At 70.2% G+C, this 15414-nt stretch carries 17 protein-coding genes; 10 read left to right on the forward strand and 7 right to left on the reverse strand.

Annotation, left to right across the window (positions count from 1 at the left end):
* Positions 1-21 precede the first annotated feature (21 nt).
* Positions 22-726 (forward strand): GntR family transcriptional regulator, encoded by a 705-nt coding sequence (locus tag NLX83_RS25805; protein WP_256564375.1) that lies wholly within the window; start codon positions 22-24, stop codon positions 724-726.
* Positions 727-844: 118 nt separating this feature from the next.
* Here the strand turns inward: NLX83_RS25805 and NLX83_RS25810 are convergent, their stop codons facing one another.
* The 5 genes from NLX83_RS25810 to NLX83_RS25830 form a co-directional block, all read right to left on the reverse strand.
* On the reverse strand, positions 845-1309 hold the full coding sequence (locus NLX83_RS25810; protein ID WP_254237745.1) for a glutathione peroxidase: 465 nt from the start codon (positions 1307-1309) through the stop codon (positions 845-847).
* Between the two features lie 9 nt (positions 1310-1318).
* Positions 1319-2179 (reverse strand): metallophosphoesterase family protein, encoded by an 861-nt coding sequence (locus tag NLX83_RS25815; RefSeq protein WP_254237746.1) that lies wholly within the window; start codon positions 2177-2179, stop codon positions 1319-1321.
* Between the two features lie 386 nt (positions 2180-2565).
* Positions 2566-4197: an ABC-F family ATP-binding cassette domain-containing protein gene (locus NLX83_RS25820; protein WP_254237747.1), complete on the reverse strand. Its 1632-nt coding sequence runs from the start codon at positions 4195-4197 to the stop codon at positions 2566-2568.
* Positions 4198-4668: 471 nt separating this feature from the next.
* Positions 4669-5283 carry a DedA family protein gene (locus NLX83_RS25825; protein WP_254237748.1) on the reverse strand — a complete coding sequence of 205 codons (615 nt, stop codon included), beginning with the start codon at positions 5281-5283 and terminating at the stop codon, positions 4669-4671.
* On the reverse strand, positions 5267-5878 hold the full coding sequence (locus tag NLX83_RS25830) for a class I SAM-dependent methyltransferase (protein ID WP_254237749.1): 612 nt from the start codon (positions 5876-5878) through the stop codon (positions 5267-5269). Before NLX83_RS25830 ends, NLX83_RS25825 begins: the two co-directional genes overlap by 17 nt.
* A gap of 129 nt (positions 5879-6007) precedes the next feature.
* Between NLX83_RS25830 and NLX83_RS41985 the strand changes: the two genes are divergently transcribed.
* Genes NLX83_RS41985 through NLX83_RS25845 form a run of 3 tightly spaced genes read left to right on the forward strand, consistent with a single transcriptional unit; the run spans position 6008 to position 8237 of the window.
* Positions 6008-7222 (forward strand): sensor histidine kinase, encoded by a 1215-nt coding sequence (locus NLX83_RS41985; protein WP_254237750.1) that lies wholly within the window; start codon positions 6008-6010, stop codon positions 7220-7222.
* A complete protein-coding gene (locus tag NLX83_RS25840) occupies positions 7219-7872 on the forward strand; it encodes a response regulator (RefSeq protein WP_254237751.1) in 654 nt (217 codons plus the stop codon). Before NLX83_RS41985 ends, NLX83_RS25840 begins: the two co-directional genes overlap by 4 nt.
* Before the next feature lie 41 nt (positions 7873-7913).
* Entirely contained in the window at positions 7914-8237 is a 324-nt protein-coding gene (locus tag NLX83_RS25845; RefSeq protein ID WP_254237752.1) for a hypothetical protein, read from the forward strand.
* A gap of 202 nt (positions 8238-8439) precedes the next feature.
* On the opposite strand, the gene NLX83_RS25850 is transcribed toward NLX83_RS25845, so the two are convergent.
* On the reverse strand, positions 8440-9372 hold the full coding sequence (locus tag NLX83_RS25850; RefSeq protein ID WP_254237753.1) for an N-acetylglucosamine kinase: 933 nt from the start codon (positions 9370-9372) through the stop codon (positions 8440-8442).
* A gap of 86 nt (positions 9373-9458) precedes the next feature.
* On the opposite strand from NLX83_RS25850, the gene NLX83_RS25855 reads away from it, so the two are divergent.
* The 6 genes from NLX83_RS25855 to NLX83_RS25880 all read left to right on the forward strand — a co-directional run bounded on the left by NLX83_RS25855 (position 9459) and on the right by NLX83_RS25880 (position 15151).
* Entirely contained in the window at positions 9459-10370 is a 912-nt protein-coding gene (locus NLX83_RS25855) for a MurR/RpiR family transcriptional regulator (RefSeq protein WP_254237754.1), read from the forward strand.
* Positions 10367-11155 carry a sugar isomerase domain-containing protein gene (locus NLX83_RS25860; RefSeq protein ID WP_254237755.1) on the forward strand — a complete coding sequence of 263 codons (789 nt, stop codon included), beginning with the start codon at positions 10367-10369 and terminating at the stop codon, positions 11153-11155. Before NLX83_RS25855 ends, NLX83_RS25860 begins: the two co-directional genes overlap by 4 nt.
* A 14-nt stretch (positions 11156-11169) precedes the next feature.
* Complete coding sequence (gene ngcE, locus NLX83_RS25865; protein WP_254237756.1) at positions 11170-12564, forward strand: N-acetylglucosamine/diacetylchitobiose ABC transporter substrate-binding protein; 1395 nt, start codon at positions 11170-11172, stop codon at positions 12562-12564.
* A gap of 3 nt (positions 12565-12567) precedes the next feature.
* Entirely contained in the window at positions 12568-13485 is a 918-nt protein-coding gene (locus NLX83_RS25870; protein ID WP_254237757.1) for a carbohydrate ABC transporter permease, read from the forward strand.
* A complete protein-coding gene (locus NLX83_RS25875; RefSeq protein ID WP_254237758.1) occupies positions 13482-14306 on the forward strand; it encodes a carbohydrate ABC transporter permease in 825 nt (274 codons plus the stop codon). Before NLX83_RS25870 ends, NLX83_RS25875 begins: the two co-directional genes overlap by 4 nt.
* A gap of 230 nt (positions 14307-14536) precedes the next feature.
* Positions 14537-15151: a hypothetical protein gene (locus tag NLX83_RS25880; RefSeq protein WP_254237759.1), complete on the forward strand. Its 615-nt coding sequence runs from the start codon at positions 14537-14539 to the stop codon at positions 15149-15151.
* On the opposite strand, the gene NLX83_RS25885 is transcribed toward NLX83_RS25880, so the two are convergent.
* Positions 15130-15411 (reverse strand): excisionase family DNA-binding protein, encoded by a 282-nt coding sequence (locus tag NLX83_RS25885; RefSeq protein WP_254237760.1) that lies wholly within the window; start codon positions 15409-15411, stop codon positions 15130-15132. The two genes, NLX83_RS25880 and NLX83_RS25885, sit on opposite strands and share 22 nt — an antisense overlap.
* Between the last annotated feature and the right edge of the window lie 3 nt (positions 15412-15414).

A 15414-nucleotide genomic window follows, 5' to 3' on the forward strand; every position in this document is an offset into this window, starting at 1 on the left:
TTTCGTTCTGGTATCCGGTGCTTGACTGGATCGGTGAACGCCTCGCTCTCCCTCGAAGCCGACCGCGCCCTGCTGGGCCGCACCAGCACGGCCGAGAAGGTGGCCGAGATCCTGCGGACACGGATCATCGAGGGGGCCTTCCAGCCCGGTGAACGCCTGGCCGAGGACAAGATCGTCAAGGCGCTGAGCATCTCCAGGAACACGCTGCGCGAGGCGTTCCGGCTGCTCACGCACGCGCGGCTGCTCACGCACGAGATGAACCGCGGCGTCTTCGTCCGCTCCCTGACCGCGGACGACGTCCGCGACCTCTACCGGGTCCGGCGGATGCTCGAATGCGCGGTCGTCGGCGCGATCACCACTCCGCCCGCGGGCCTGGCCCAGGTCGAGGCCGCGGTGACCGAGGGCGAACGGGCCGAGCGCGAGGGCCGGTGGCGCGAGCTCGGCACCGCCAACATGCACTTCCACCAGGCGCTCACCGCACTCGCGGGCAGCCCGCGGCTCGACGAGATGATGCAGCAGATCATCGCGGAGCTACGGCTGGCCTTCCACGTGATGAACGACCCGAAGCGCTTCCACGCCCCCTACCTCGGCCGCAACCAGCACATCCTCGCCGACCTCCGCGAGGGCGACGGCTCCGCCGCCGCCGAGAAGCTCTCCGACTACCTCACCGTCGCCGAGAACCAACTCCTGACCGGCTTCGCCACCCGCACTCCGCCCACGGGTTAGGGCGTCTTCAAGTACCCCGCACCCCGCGAACGATCACCGCAAACAGCACCCAACCCCCGGGTACGCCGCGGTTGACGACAACGCACGCGGGGGTTGGGTGTACTTGAAGACCGGGGAACTACGGCAGGACGGATTCGATGGCGGTGACGACCTCGGGGGCCTTGGGATCGGTGGTCGGGCGGAAGCGGGCCACGACCTTGCCGTCCGGGGCGAGGAGGAACTTCTCGAAGTTCCACTGGACGTCGCCCGCCTCGCCCGCGGCGTCGGGGTGGGACGTCAACGCGGCGTAAAGGGGGTGGCGGGCGGGGCCGTTGACCTCAATCTTCGACGTGAGCGGGAAGGTCACGCCGTAGGTCGTCGAGCAGAAGGACTCGATCTCCTCCTGCGTGCCCGGCTCCTGACCGGCGAACTGGTTGCACGGCACGCCGATCACCGTGAAGCCGCGGTCGCCGTACTCGCGCTGCAACTCCTCCAGCGCGGTGTACTGCGGGGTCAGGCCGCAGCGGGACGCGACGTTCACCACGAGCGCGGCCTTGCCCCCGGTCAGCTCGTGCAGATCAGTGACGCCATCGAGAGAAAGCAACGGAACTCCTCAGACTCGGTGCAGGACAGCGGGTTCCGGCAGCACCTTGCGCAGCACGCCCCTCGGCAGGCCGCGGGGTTGCCACTCGCGCGGATAGCCGAGCGAGACCTCTTCGAAGCGGACGCCGTCGTAGTTGTCGGTGAGCGGGATGTGCAGGTGGCCGTACACCGCGACGGCGGCGCGGTAGCGAGTGTGCCAGTCCTCGGTCAACTTGGTGCCGCACCACAGCGCGAACTCGGGCCAGTACAAGCGCTTCGTCGGGCCCGGGTGCAGCGGCCAGTGCGAGATCAGCACGGTGCGCATGTCCTCGGGGATCGCGTCGAGGCGGCGCTTGGTGTAGGCCACCCGCGCGCGGCACCACGCGTCGCGGCCGGGGTAGGGGTTGGCGTGCAGGAACACTTCGTCGGTGCAGACGACCCCGGCCTCGTGGGCGCGTTCGAGCGCCTGCTGCTTCGTCTCGTTCTCGTCGCGCAGCGTGTAGTCGTAGAGCACGAACAGCGGCGCCAGCACGAGCTTCTCCGTGCCCGCGTCCCAGACCGGGTACTCGTCCTCCGGGCTGACCACGTCCAGGCTCCGGCACAGCTCGACCAGGTGCCGGTAGCGCGGTTCGCCCTTGAGCTGCACGGGGTCCTTGGGCAGCGTCCACAGCTCGTGGTTGCCCGGCACCCAGATCACCTTGGCGAAGCGCTCGCGCAGCAGCCGCAGCGCGTACTCCACGTCCTCGACCAGGTCGGCGACGTCACCGGCGACGATGAGCCAGTCCTCGTCGGTCTCCGGCCGGATGCCTTGCAGGACCTCCCGGTTCGCCGCGCGGTCCATGTGCAGGTCGGCGACGGCGAGCAGGTTGGGGCCGGTGGACTGTGGCTGCATGGATACCGACATTACCCGCGAGTCCTGACAGGAACGCCCTCGATAAGAGGCACCGAATGCAGCCAACCTTCACATCCACGTAAGGGTTCCACGTCGGCGCTGATCCTGTCCTGCACGTCGTCACGAACGCTCGCGCCGCTGCCCGTACTCGCCCCGGCGCACCAGCGGGCCACCCCACCCACGCCCCCCTCATCCCGCGCTGAGGTCGCTGAAGAACCCGTTTCGTACTCTTGCCGGGATTTGGGAGCGCTCTTTTGCCCGTTATGAGTACGAAACGGGGTTACCTAGGTTGCGGCCGCCGGAGGTGGGGTGTGGGGGCCGGTGAGGTGCACGGGTTCAGTTTACGTGGTGGGTGGGACGGCTGGATGACTTGCGGGCGGTGGTGATCAGCTCCCGGGCGCGCTCGTCTCGGTCAGCTCGCCGTCGTGCACCCGGAGCCAGCGGTTCACCCGGATCGCCCTGAGGAACTCCAGGTCGTGGCTGACGACCACGAACGCGCCCTGGTAGGCGTCGAGCGCGTTCTCCAGCTGCCCGGCGCTCACCAGGTCCAGGTTGTTGGTCGGCTCGTCCAGCAACAGCAGCTGCGGCGCGGGATCGGCGGAGAGCACGCACACCAGCGTCGCCCGCAGCCGCTCCCCGCCGGAGAGCGCGCCGACCGGGCGGTGCACGGTGTCGCCGCGGAAGAGGAACTGCGCCAACCGGTGGCGCAGCTCGGTTTCCGGCCGCTCCGGCGCCGCCGCCTTCAGGTTCTCCCAGATCGTGCGGCCCTGGTCGAGGGTGTCCAGCCGCTGCGACAGGAACGCCGTCCGGCCGGAGGCCCTGCGCACGGTGCCGGTGGACGGTTCGAGCTGGTCGTCGAGCATCCGCAGCAGCGTGGACTTCCCCGAACCGTTCCCGCCGATCAGCGCGATCCGTTCCGGGCCGCGGATCGCCAGGTCCACCGGCTCGGCGAACACCGGCCCGGCCCCGTAGACGGCGTTGATCCCCTCGGCGACGAGCACCGTGCGCCCGGCGGGAACCTCGGTGTCCGGCAACGAGATCGCGATCTTCGACTTCTGCCGGATGTCCTGGTTCGCCTGCTCCAGCTTGGTTCTCGCGTCCTCAAGGCGCTGCGCGTGCATATCGTTGGCCTTGCCCGCCGATTCCTGCGCGTACCGCTGCATCTGCCCAGCGATGATCTTCGGCAGTCCCGCGTTGGCCAGGTTCTTCTTGGCGTTGCTCGCTCGCTTCGCCGCGCGCTCCTTGGCCTCCTGCGCCTCGCGCTTCTGCCGCTTCACCTCCTGTTCGGCGGAGCGGACCGCACGCTCGGCCGCGTCCTGCTCGCGCTCCACGGCTTCGGTGTACTCGGTGAAGTTGCCGCCGAAGAACCGGACCTCGTCGCCGACCAGCTCCACGATCTGGTCCATCCGGTCGAGCAGCGCACGATCGTGGCTGACCACCAGCAGGCAGCCCTTCCACGACTCGACGACGGCGTACAACCGTTCGCGCGCTTCGAGATCGAGGTTGTTGGTCGGCTCGTCGAGCACCAGCACGTCCGGTTGCTTCACCAGCTGCGCGGCCAGGCCGAGCGAGATGATCTGCCCACCACTGAGCGTCCGAAGTGGACGGTCGAGGCCGACGTCGGCGAGGCCGAGCCGGTCGAGCACCGCGCGCGCCCGCTCCTCGACGTCCCAGTCGGTGCCGACGACCGCGAAGTTCTCCTCGGAGGCGTCCCCCGACTCGATCGCCGCGATGGCCGCGCGCACCGGTGCGATGCCCAGCACCTCGTCGACGGTGTCGTCCAGGGTCAGCGCGAGCGTCTGCGGCAGGTAGCCGAGCTCACCGTCGACCGCGACCGATCCGGCGGTCGGCTTCAGGTCACCGACGAGCAGCCGCAGCAGCGTGCTCTTGCCAGCGCCGTTGGGTGCGACGAGCCCGGTGCGGCCCGGCCCGATCGCCAGGGTCAGCCCGGAGAAGACCGGGGTGTCGTCCGGCCACGCGAAGGACAGGGAGGTGCACGAAAGGGAAGGATGGGACATGTTTCACCGCGCTTGTGATCACAGCCGGATACGGCCGAGGAGGACGGGACGAGGAGTGAGGTGACGCGGCCTACGAGGGCCGGTCGGTATCACTCGGAGATGTCGTCGTCGCTCAGGAACACAGCGCGGAGCCTCCCTGGGTAGGCGATGTCGTGGCAGACACTACCTCCGCCGAGGAAGGCGCGCACGGAATTTTCGCGGCTCCTGCCCGCAAGGCGGCCAAGCGCCCGCACACACCACGTAAACTGTGCCTATGCATCCCACCCGCCTCCACACCCAACGCGCGGCGGACGCAACCTAGAGATCTCCCGTTTCGTACTCATAGCGGGAAAGAGAGCGCTCCAAAAATCCGCTAAGAGTACGAAACGGAAGATCTTCGGCGGCCTCAGCGCAGGATGCGGGGTGTGCGCGGGTGGGGCTTGTCCCGTTTCGTACTCATAGCGGGCGTCGCGACCGCTTGCACGACGAGGTCTACGCGGCCTGCGCCACCCGGCGGCGGTGCAGCACCAGGGCGAGCACCGCGGCGGCGAGCACGAGCAGGACGAGGCTCACCCAGCCCGCGATGGACGCGACGCGCTCGTAGGCGCTGCCCGCGGTCCAGCCGACCACCACCCAGGTCGAGCCCCACAGCAGCGACACGGGCACGCTCCAGGACGCGAACCGGCGGTAGGACAGCCCGGCCATCGCGGCGAAGCGGGGCATCAGGGTGCGGATGCCGACCACCCACTGTCCCAAAAGGACAGCCCGGCCACCGAACCGGTCGAGCAGGTTCTCCGTGCGGTGCCAGCGGTCCGCGCCGATGCGGCGCACGATCCGGCTGTCCGGCAGGCCATCGGCGCGGCTGAGCCTGCGCCCGGACGCGAAGGCGAGCGTGGTCCCCAGCGCCGCGCCGAGCGCCGCGACGCAGCCCGCGGCGACGAGCTCCACATTGCCGAGGTAGGCCAGGAAACCGAACAGCAGCAAGCCACTCACCCCGGGCAGCACGACGCCGAGCACGATCGCCGCCTCCACCGTGACGAGCACGCCGAAGACCAGGTACACCACCACGGGCGGCAGGCCGGCCAGGGAGTCACGCAAGACGGTCATGGCGGGGCCTTCGGCAGACGTAGGTCAACGCGGGCATCAGGTTGCGCCACACGGTCCGGGTGATGAGCACTTCGTCGAAGCTACCTCGAAGCATCCGGCGGAACCGCCGCGCTCCCGCCATCGGGTAGGCGTTGAGGTAGCTGAACGTGGTGAACGCGCCGTCCGGTGTGAGCACCTTCACGATCTCGCTGAGGATGCGCACCTGGTGCCCTGGCGGGAAAAGCGTCCACGGCAGGCCGCTCACCACGGTGTCCACGTTGTCCAGTCCGCGGGCGGCGAGCAGATCGCCCAGTCGCGCCGCGTCACCGTGCACCAGCTCCAGATCGGGCCGGATCCGCCCGAGCAGACGGATCATGTCGTCGTCCAGCTCCACCGCGATGTGCCTGCCAGCGGCGGGCAGCCGGTCGGCGATGGCCGAGCTGACAACGCCGGTACCGGGGCCCAGCTCGACCACGGTCGGCGATCCGGTGCGGGGCACCACCTCGGCCAGCCGTTCGGCGAGCCGGGGCGAGCTGGGCGCGATGGCCCCGATGACGGCGGGATTGCGGACCGCGGCCTGGAGGAACGGCAGCAGTTCGGATTGCTTGGCGGGCATGGCTCCACCCTCACCGGGCGGGCGCCCCGTCCGCCTCGCCCTCCGAGCCCGTCCCCGCGGCCGGAAAGCCGGACCCGCTCCTCCCTTGGCAGGAGGCGACCCCGAGGCGCGCGGCCTACGGTTCTCAGGGTGAGGGCGAGGACGGGAGTCAGGCCGCGGCACGTGGTGCGGGTGCTGCCCGCGCTGGTCGTCGCCGGTTTCCTGGTGACCGGGCTGTTCGTCGACTCGGTGTGGTGGCGCTCCACGACGGTCCTCCAGTGGGCGCCGGCCATCGCCTCGGCCCCCCTCGCGCTCTACTCGGGACGGTTCTGCCTGCTCGTGGTGCTCCTCCAGGTGGCACTGCTGCTCGTCGTCGACACCACGGGCGGCGCGGGCAGCGAGGTCGTCCAGCTCGCGCTGCTGATCAACCTGTTCGCGCTGACCGAGCGGCGGGGGCGGGAGCTGATCGTCGGCACCGTCGGCGCCACCATCGCCACCGTGCTGAACCTGATCGACGTGCCGTTCGGCCAGGCCCCGCCCCCGCTGGGGCCGGTCGGCGCCTGCGTCGTGGCCGCCCCGGTGCTGCTCGGACTGCACCAGCGGGCGTTGCGCGACGCGGCCGCGCAGGCCGAACAACGCGTCCAGGAGACCATGTTGCGCGCCGAGCTGGAGCGGCGGCAGGCGGCGTCGAGCGAGCGCGCGGCGATCTCGCGGGAGCTGCACGACCTCGTCGCCCACCACGTCGCCTCGATCGTGCTGCGGGTCGGCGTCGCCCGGCACGTCGCGGCCGACACCGATCCCCGCATCCGCGCGGTGCTCGACGACGTGCACACGACCGCGACCACCGCGCTGGAGGACCTGCGCCGCCTCGTCAGCGTGCTGCGCGATCCGGAGCGGGGACCGGTGGCGCCGCTGCCCGATCCGGCCGAGCTGATCGAATCGCTCAACGACCTGGTGCGGCGCACGAGGCAGGCCGGGCTGACCGTGTCGGCGGAGTTCGGCCCCGGTCTGTCCACATTGGACTCGGTGCGGCGGCTGGCGGTGCTGCGGATCGCCCAGGAGGCGCTGACCAACGCGATCAAGCACGCGGGCCGGGACGCCGCCGCCAGGCTGAAGGTCTCGCTCGTCCCGACCAGGGCGGTGGTCATCGAGGTCGCCGACAACGGCGGACGTGCGGACACCAGCGGGCTCCAGGTCCCCGGCGGGCACGGGCTCGTCGGCATGCGCGAGCGGGTGGAGCTGCTCGGTGGTTCGCTGCACGCGGGTCCGGCGGTGGGCGGCGGGTGGCGGCTGACGGCGGTGCTGCCGGAGAACAGCGGTCCGGAGATCAGCGGTCTCGGGAACAGCGGTGAGGAGCACGGATGATCAGGGTGCTGCTGGTGGACGACCAGCCCCTGGTGCGCGCGGGGCTGCGGATGCTCTGCGACGCCGACGAGCTGATCGAGGTCGCCGGGGAGGCCGGGGACGGGGAACAGGCGGTGCGGCTGGCCGAACGGCTGACGCCGGACGTCGTGCTGATGGACCTGCGGATGCCCCGGCTGGACGGGATCGAGGCGTCCCGCCGCATCCTGCGCAACCTGCCGGCGACCCGGATCGTGGTGCTCACCACGTTCGACGACGACGATCACCTCTACCCCGCGCTGGAGGCGGGGGCCTGCGGGTTCCTGGCCAAGGACGCCGAACCCGCCGAGCTGCTGGTGGCCATCAGGCGGGCCGCCGCCGGGGAGAGCCCGTTCAGCCCCAGGGTGCTCGACCGCCTGGTCGACCAGGCGCTGCGGGCCCGGGAACCGCGCCGGGAACCGGGTCCGCGACTGCCTGAGGGAGTCACCGAACGGGAACGCGACGTGCTCGCGCTGCTCGGAGACGGCCTGGCCAACGCCGAGATCGCCGAGCGGCTGAACCTGGGCGTGACCACGGTGAAGACGCACGTGGCGGGCCTGATGGGCAAGACGGGGCGGACCAACCGGGTGCAGCTGGCGGTCCTGGCTGTTCAGCTCGGGCTCTCCGGCGGCTAGTCGGGGTTGCGGTCGCCTCCGCACTGGGACACGCTGCATGAGTGACCCAGGAAAGGATCCAGCTCGATCTGGACGAAGTGGGCGTCGCGGTGGATCTCCCCCAGCCCACGCACTCACAGGACCAGGTTCGAGACGTCCCCTATCGGCCGGTGGAGTTCCGCGACGACGACCTGCCGAGCGCATTGGAACGCACCGCCGCGTGGCTGCGCGCGACCCAGCAATGGCTGGGCGAACCCGTTGACGTGATGGCCATCCACCTCGACTACGACGACCGCGAAGGAGCGCCGTACTACGAGGTCAGGCTGTTGTGCAACGAAGAGGACCTGGCGGGGGCACCGATCGCCCTGCGCAATCAACCCGGGTAGCGCTTTCGATCCTCCAGTCAGTCGTCAGTTCCAGCGGTGGGGCCACTTATGGCCCCACCGCTTTTCTGTGCCGGTACGCGTGGTTGGCCAGTCTTCAAGTACACCCACCGGAGGGTTTGTAGCGGTTAGCGACCGATTGAGGTGGGGTCTGTCGGACTTGAAGACTGCCCTACTGGATCGAGCCATGTGGTTCTGGAGGGTGTCACGCCTCGTCGGTGACCATGCGGCGGTGCAGGTCGGCCGCCGCGACCGGGTCCGGGGCGGTGAGTTCGACCAAGGCCAGCCAGGCCGCGGCGCGCGCGGTGTCGGCGGCGGTCACGGCCGGTTCCGCCAGCAGGTCCAGCACTGCCGCGCGCAACGGGGTGTCCGCCGTGAGCAGGCCGCCCGCGAGCACGAGCGGACCGGGCACTTCTCCCAACTCCCCCAACGTGATCAGCAGGCGCCGCGCCGCGTCCGACACCACGGCGGCGGCCGGGTTCGAGGAGTGGGCGAGGTCGAAGACATCCGGTGCCAGCGCGGCGATCTCGGCCCGGGAAGCGGTGTAGACGGCGGTCAGGAAGCCTTCGCGGACGGTGGAGCCGAGGCGGTCGCACACTCGCTCGGAAAGCGGGTCGAGGCCGGTGCCCGCGCTGAGGGCCCGCGCCGCGTGCCGGATCGCCTCGCGGCCGATCCAGTAGCCGGAGCCCTCGTCGCCGATCAGCCAGCCGAGGCCGTCGGCGGCGCGTAACTCGGCGCGGGAGCGGATCTCGGCCGCCACCGCGCCCGTGCCCGCGATCAGCACGCGGCCGCTGGGGTGCGGGGTCCCGGCCGCGAACGCCACGGGCGCGTCGCCGTATGTCCACAGTGGACAGCTGAGACCCGCCGCCGCCCACTCCGCGTCGTAGGCGGCCCGCACGGCGGGATCGGTGAGGCGGCTGTAGCCCGCCATGCCCACGACGCCACCGCGCACCATCGCCGGTTCGAGGCCGTCCAGGGCGAGGGAGACGGCCCTGCCGAGTTCGGCGGCCGCGCGCTCCGGGTCGCCGCCGGTGGGGTTGCCGGGCCCCGCCCGCCCGGCGCCGACGACGCGTCCGTCCAGGGTCGCCGCGATCACGCGGGTGGTGCTTCCGCCGCAGTCCGCTCCGAGCACAAGCATGAAAATTATGTTCACCCTTTCGCTCGCCCTCGTCTTGTGGCAACAATTCTTACCGAAGACGGCTAATCAGGGAAGAAGCAACGTACATGGCGCTCGACGGCGAAGGACTGCTCGCACGGCTGCGGACGGAGCTGCCCGGACTGCCCGAGGCGCTCCAGCGCGTCGCCGAGCTGATCCTGCGCGATCCGGAGGAGGCGGCGCAGTCGACCATCGTCGACCTCGCCGAGCGCTCCGGGACCTCCCCCGCCACCGTGACCCGGTTCTGCCGCACCCTGGGCTTCCGCGGCTACGCGGGGCTGCGGGTGGCCATCGCCACCGAGATCGGCCGGGCCGCGCAGGCCCGCTGGGAGATCGACGTGGACCGCGACATCGCGCCGGACCACCCGTTGCAGCGGGTGCTCGGGGTGATCGTCAGCGCCGACACCCAGGCGATCCGCGAGACCGCCGACCGGCTGGACCTGACCGCGGTGGAGGTGGTCGCCAGCACCATCGCCGAGGCGATCGGCTCCGGCCGCCGGGTGGAGGTCTTCGGCGTCGGCAGCAGCGCCGCGGCGACCACCGAACTGGTGTTCCGGCTCCAGCGGCTGCGGGTCGCGTGCTGGCACCGCGCCGAGGCGCACTCCGCGCTGAGCAGCGCCGCGCTGCTGCGCCCCGGCGACCTGGCGATCGGCGTCTCGCACAGCGGCCGGACCCGCGAGGTGATCGAGTTCCTGGCGGAGGCGGCCGAGCACGGCGCGATGACGGTCGCGGTGACCTCCTACCCGCGCTCCCCGCTCGCCGAGACCGCCGAGCTCGTGCTGACCACCGAGACGCACGAGACGAGCTTCCGGTTGGCCGCGCTCTCCGCGTTGCACTCCCAGCTGCTCGTGCTGGACCTGGTCTACGTCGCCGTGGCGCAGCGCAGCCACCCGGCGGTGGACGAGGCGTTCGAGCTGACCGCCCGAGCGGTCCAGACGCATCGGCTTCCCGAACATCCGATCAGGAAGGGAAAACGTTGAGCGAGGTCAACGAAGATCCGCTTGCGGGATCGAGCATCATCTCTGCTGGGGGTTTCCTCAAGGCCATTACCAAGCTGGTCACAACCGTTGGCACCGAACAACTTCCGAACATCAACAGGGCCGCGGACGTGATCGCGGACTGCGTGCGCGCGGGCGGGGTGGTGCAGGCGTTCGGCTGCGGGCACTCCGAGGCGCTGGCGATGGAGATCGCCGGGCGCGCGGGCGGCCTGGTGCCGTCGAACCGGATCTCGTTGCGGGACCTGGTCCTCTTCGGCGGGGAGCCCGTCTCCGTGCTGGAGGGGCCGCTGCTGGAGAAGGACCCGACCGTCGCGCACCGGCTCTACGAGCTGGCCCCGGTCGGCGCGGAGGACGTGTTCGTGATCGCGTCCAACTCGGGCGTGAACGGGCTGATCGTGGAGTTCGCCCTGCACGTGAAGTCCAAGGGGCACAAGGTGATCGTGCTGACCTCGCGGCAGCACACCGATCTCGTCGAGTCCAACCACCCGAGCGGTCGCAAGCTGGCCGAGCTGGCCGACGTGGTGCTGGACAACGGTGCTCCCTACGGCGACTCGGCGCTGCCCCTGCCCGGCGGCGGAGCAGTCGGCGCGGTGTCGTCGATCACCGCCGCGCTGCTGGCGCAGCAGATCACCGTCGAGGTGGTGCGGCGACTGTCCACTCAGGACGAGAAGCCCCCGATCTACATCTCGGCCAACATCCCCGGCGGACGCGAGCACAACAAGGTGCTGGAAGACCGCTACGCCGGACGCATCCGTCGGACCGCCTGAGCGGAGGAGACCCTGTGAACCCGACTACGAGACGTTCAGTGCTTCGCGGAGCGTTGGCCGCGGCGGCGACACCCCTGCTCGCGGGGTGTGTGACCGCGGGCGGCGGCGACCAGGGCCCTGCTTTACGCGGGCAGGTCACTAAGGACAACCCGCTCGGCGTCGCGCTCGACGCGCCCCTGGAAGTGGTGATCTTCAAGGGGGCCTACGGCGACCAGTACGCCCTCGACGCGGAGCGCGCCTACAACCAGCGGCACCCGCAGGCGAAGATCAACCACCAGGCCATCCAGAAGGTCGGCGAGGCGCTGCAACCGCGCTTCGTCGCCGACACCCCGCCGGACGTCGTCGACAACACCGGCGCGGGAGCGCTGGACCTGCCGACGCTGGTGAAGGCCAACCAGGTCAGCGACCTCAGCGAACTGCTGGACTCACCCTCGCTGCACGACCCGTCCGTGCGCGTGCGCGACACACTGCTGCCCGGCGTGGTCGACGACGGGACGTTCAACGGGCGCCCGCGCGCGCTCAACCTCGTCTACACCGCTTGGGGCGTCTGGTATTCGCGGACGCTGTTCGCCGAGCGCGGCTGGTCCTACCCGAAGACCTGGGACGAGATGCTCACGCTCTGCGGCGAGATCAAGAAGTCCGGTATCGCGCCGTGGACGCACCAGGGCAAGTACCCCGACTACGTCGGCGACCTGCTGGTGTCGATGGCGTTCAAGGCGGGCGGCAACGACCTGCTGGTCGCGGTGGACAACCTGGAGCCCAACGCCTGGAAGCACGAGGCGATGATCAACGCGGCGACCGCCTTCGCCGAGCTGGTCGGCAGGGGATACGTGATGCCCGGCTCGGAGGGCCTGTCGCACACGGAGGCGCAGGCCGCGTGGTCGCAGGGCAAGGCGGCGTTCCTGCCGTCCGGTTCGTGGCTGGAGAGCGAGCAGAAGGGCGTCACGCCGGAGAACTTCCAGATGGTGATGATGCCGCCGCCGCAACTGTCCACTTCGGACAAGATGCCCGCGGCCGCGGTGCGCGCGGGCGGCGCGCAGAGCTTCATCGTGCCGGAGAAGGCGCGCAACCGGCAGGGCGGCATGGACTTCCTGCGCACCCTGTTCGCCGTGCCGCAGGCCCGCCGCTTCGCCGAGCTGGCCAGCGCGCTGCCCTCGGTGAAGGGCGCGACCGAGGGGCTGCGGCTGTCCTCCGGGGTGGATTCCGTGCGCAACGCCGTGAACGCCGCCGGGGACAACGCGTTCCGCTACCGCTTCCGCACCTGGTACGGCACGTTGAAGAAGTCGTGGGACGACGCGACCGGCGAGCTGTTCACCGGGCGGCTGACCCCGCAGCAGTGGGCGGACCGCGTGCAGCGCGCCGCCGACGCGGTCGCCCGTGACCCCAACATCACCAAGTACCGGCGCTGACGCATGAAGCACGGCAAATACCGCTTCCTGGCGATGGCGATCCTGCCCGCGCTGGCGCTGCACGTGATCTTCGTGCTCTCGCCGTACGCGCAGGCGTTCTACCTGTCCCTGACGGACTGGACGGGGGTGGCGGGGCAGGCGAACTTCGTCGGGCTGGACAACTTCGCCCGGCTCGGCGAGGACCCGCTGTTCCTGTCCGCGCTGGGCAACAACGCGCTGATGCTGATCGTCGTCCCGCTGGCGACGATCGCCATCGCGCTGTTCCTGGCCTCCATGCTCAACCTCGGCGGTCGGCGCGGGCGGGCGGAGGTCCAGGGCGTCGCGGGCGGGAAGGTCTACAAGATCGTCTACTTCTTCCCGCAGCTGCTGTCGGTGCCGATCATCGCGGTGCTCTGGCAGTTCGTGTACAGCCCGAACAACGGTCTGCTCAACGGTTTCCTGAGTGCCGTGGGGCTGGACGGGCTGGCCCGCACCTGGCTCGCCGACGGCTCGGTGGCGCTGTGGGCCGTCATGGCGGTGATGGTGTGGTCGGCGGTCGGGTTCTACGTCGTGCTGTTCAGCGCGGCCATGGACTCGATCCCGCGCGAGCTGTTCGAGGCGGCCCGGCTGGACGGGGCGGGCCGTCTCGCCACCTTCCGCTCCATCACGCTGCCCCTGGTGCGGGACAACGTGAACGCGGCCTTCGTGTACCTGGGCATCGCGGCGCTGGACGGTTTCGCGCTGGTGCAGATCCTGTCGGTCGGCCCCGGAGGACCGGACGGCGCGACCGAGGTGATCGGTCTCGGCCTGTACCGCAACGCCTTCTCGTTCGGGCAGTTCGGTTACGCGTCGGCGATGGGCGTCGCCCTGTTCTTCCTGACCCTGACGCTCGCGGTGATCGCGATGCGCTCGGGTCGCCGCACGAAGGTGGAGATGGCATGAGGCGACTCGGAGACGGCGCGATCCACCTGTTCATGGCGGCGTGGGCGGTGATGGTCGCGTTCCCGTTGGTGTGGGCGGTGCTCAGCTCGCTCAAGACCGACCAGCAGATCCTGACCAGCCCGTGGTCCCTGCCCGACCGCCCGCACCTGGAGAACTGGGCGCGGGCGTGGGAGCAGGCCTCGATCGGCAAGTACTTCCTGAACAGCCTGGTCGTGGTCGGCGGGGCGCTGGTGCTGACCATGCTGCTCGGCTCGCTCGTCGCCTACGCGCTGGCCCGGTACTCCTTCCCCGGCAACAGGTTCCTGTACTACCTGTTCGTCAGCGGCATGCTCTTCCCGATGTTCCTGGCCCTGGTGCCGCTGTTCTTCGTCGTCAAGCAGCTGGGCCTGCTCGGCAGCTATCCCGGGCTGATCCTGGTCTACACCGCCTACGCGCTGCCGTTCACGGTGTTCTTCCTGACCGGGTTCTTCCGCACCCTGCCCAACGAGGTCGCGGAGTCGGCGGCGCTGGACGGCTGCTCGCACTCGGGGATCTTCTTCCGCGTCATGCTGCCGATGGCCAGACCGGGGTTGATCAGCGTGGGGATCTTCAACTTCCTCGGCCTGTGGAACCAGTACCTGCTGCCGCTCGTGCTCAACCCGGATCCGGCGAACTACGTACTCGCGCAGGGCCTGGCGGCGCTGTCGGTGAGCCAGGGCTACCGCGGTGACTTCAGCGGTCTGTTCGCCGGGCTGACTATCGCGATGCTGCCGGTTCTGGTGGTGTATCTGGTGTTCCAGCGCCGCATCCGCTCCGGGCTCACCGCAGGCGCCGTGCGGTAACCGTTATGGCGTGCGCATGTACCAATACGGACGGCTGCTCGCCACTGTCGCCTTGGCAGTGGCGAGTTTCGCCGTCGAACCGCCCGCGCCAGCACTGACTCGCTGCCGCTGTTGGTCAAGCACGGCGGCGCGCTCCCGGAGGCCGCGGTCGTCCGGCGCGTGTTCCGCGAGCTGAGCCTCACCTCCGTGAGCGCGCCCAAGGGCACGAAGTTCTCCAGCGGGGTGAAGCTGTGGCTCAACGCGCGCGTCCGGGCCGTCCCTGCCGTGGGTGCGCCGGTGGCTCGGCGGCCGGGGGCGACCCGACCGGCTTCGGCGTCACGGTCGCCGTGCTCGATTCCGGTGCTGACGCCACCCTCGCGGGGAAGATCACCGTGCGCAGGGACTTCACCGGCACGGGCGGCACCACCGACCACGGCACTCGCATCGCCGCCGCCGTCTCCCACGCTGCGCCGGACGCCGGGCTGGCCATCGGCAAGGTCCTCGACGGCACCGGCAGCGGCGCGATCGACGGGATCATCGCCAGGATGCGCTGGGCCGCGGCTGATCTCAAGGCAAGGGTCGTATACCTGGGCTTCGGCCACACCGAAGTGGTGTCGCGCGCGCTCGACGAGCATCCACCTGAAGGACCGGCAGAGCCGCACCGTGGCCTACTGGAACTCCGGTCGAGCCCCGGTGACGCTGGCCCTGGAGATGAAGCTGACCGACCGTTCGGGGCGCCCGGCACCAGCGAAGCTGGCCGAGCCGTCGAAGTCGGTTCTCACGCCGCGACGAGTCCTGATGGCGCTGTGCGACTGCGCGTTCCCGTGACCGTGAAGGACACGTGTCAGTCCGCTCCCAGTTCCTGATCGAGACGCGTCAGCTCGTCGATCGCGTCCTTGCGGCGAAGATCGTCACGGCGCTGGTAGTCCACGAGGTCGTCGAAGCGGATCCGCCGGTGCCTGCCGACGAGCCGGAACGGGATCGCACCCCGCTCGAGCAGGCCGATCAGGTACGGACGGGAGACGTTGAGCTGGTCGGCCGCCTGCTGCGTGGTGAGCTCGGCGTCCGGCGGCACGACCTGCACGCTCTGATCGTTGACCTTGTCTGCTTCTCCGGTTCTGGACATGTT

Source organism: Allokutzneria sp. A3M-2-11 16, from assembly GCF_024213555.1.
Taxonomy (GTDB): Bacteria; Actinomycetota; Actinomycetes; order Mycobacteriales; family Pseudonocardiaceae; genus Allokutzneria.

Bases quoted from the DNA above. Each gene is read 5' to 3' on its own strand.
- NLX83_RS25830 (WP_254237749.1), bottom strand. From the start codon at position 5,878: ATGCCCGCCAAGCAATCCGAACTGCTGCCGTTCCTCCAGGCCGCGGTC.
- NLX83_RS25850 (WP_254237753.1), bottom strand. From the start codon at position 9,372: ATGCTTGTGCTCGGAGCGGACTGCGGCGGAAGCACCACCCGCGTGATC.
- NLX83_RS25855 (WP_254237754.1), top strand. From the start codon at position 9,459: ATGGCGCTCGACGGCGAAGGACTGCTCGCACGGCTGCGGACGGAGCTG.
- NLX83_RS25875 (WP_254237758.1), top strand. From the start codon at position 13,482: ATGAGGCGACTCGGAGACGGCGCGATCCACCTGTTCATGGCGGCGTGG.
- NLX83_RS25820 (WP_254237747.1), bottom strand. From the start codon at position 4,197: ATGTCCCATCCTTCCCTTTCGTGCACCTCCCTGTCCTTCGCGTGGCCG.
- NLX83_RS25840 (WP_254237751.1), top strand. From the start codon at position 7,219: ATGATCAGGGTGCTGCTGGTGGACGACCAGCCCCTGGTGCGCGCGGGG.
- NLX83_RS25885 (WP_254237760.1), bottom strand. From the start codon at position 15,411: ATGTCCAGAACCGGAGAAGCAGACAAGGTCAACGATCAGAGCGTGCAG.
- NLX83_RS25870 (WP_254237757.1), top strand. From the start codon at position 12,568: ATGAAGCACGGCAAATACCGCTTCCTGGCGATGGCGATCCTGCCCGCG.
- NLX83_RS25825 (WP_254237748.1), bottom strand. From the start codon at position 5,283: ATGACCGTCTTGCGTGACTCCCTGGCCGGCCTGCCGCCCGTGGTGGTG.
- NLX83_RS25815 (WP_254237746.1), bottom strand. From the start codon at position 2,179: ATGCAGCCACAGTCCACCGGCCCCAACCTGCTCGCCGTCGCCGACCTG.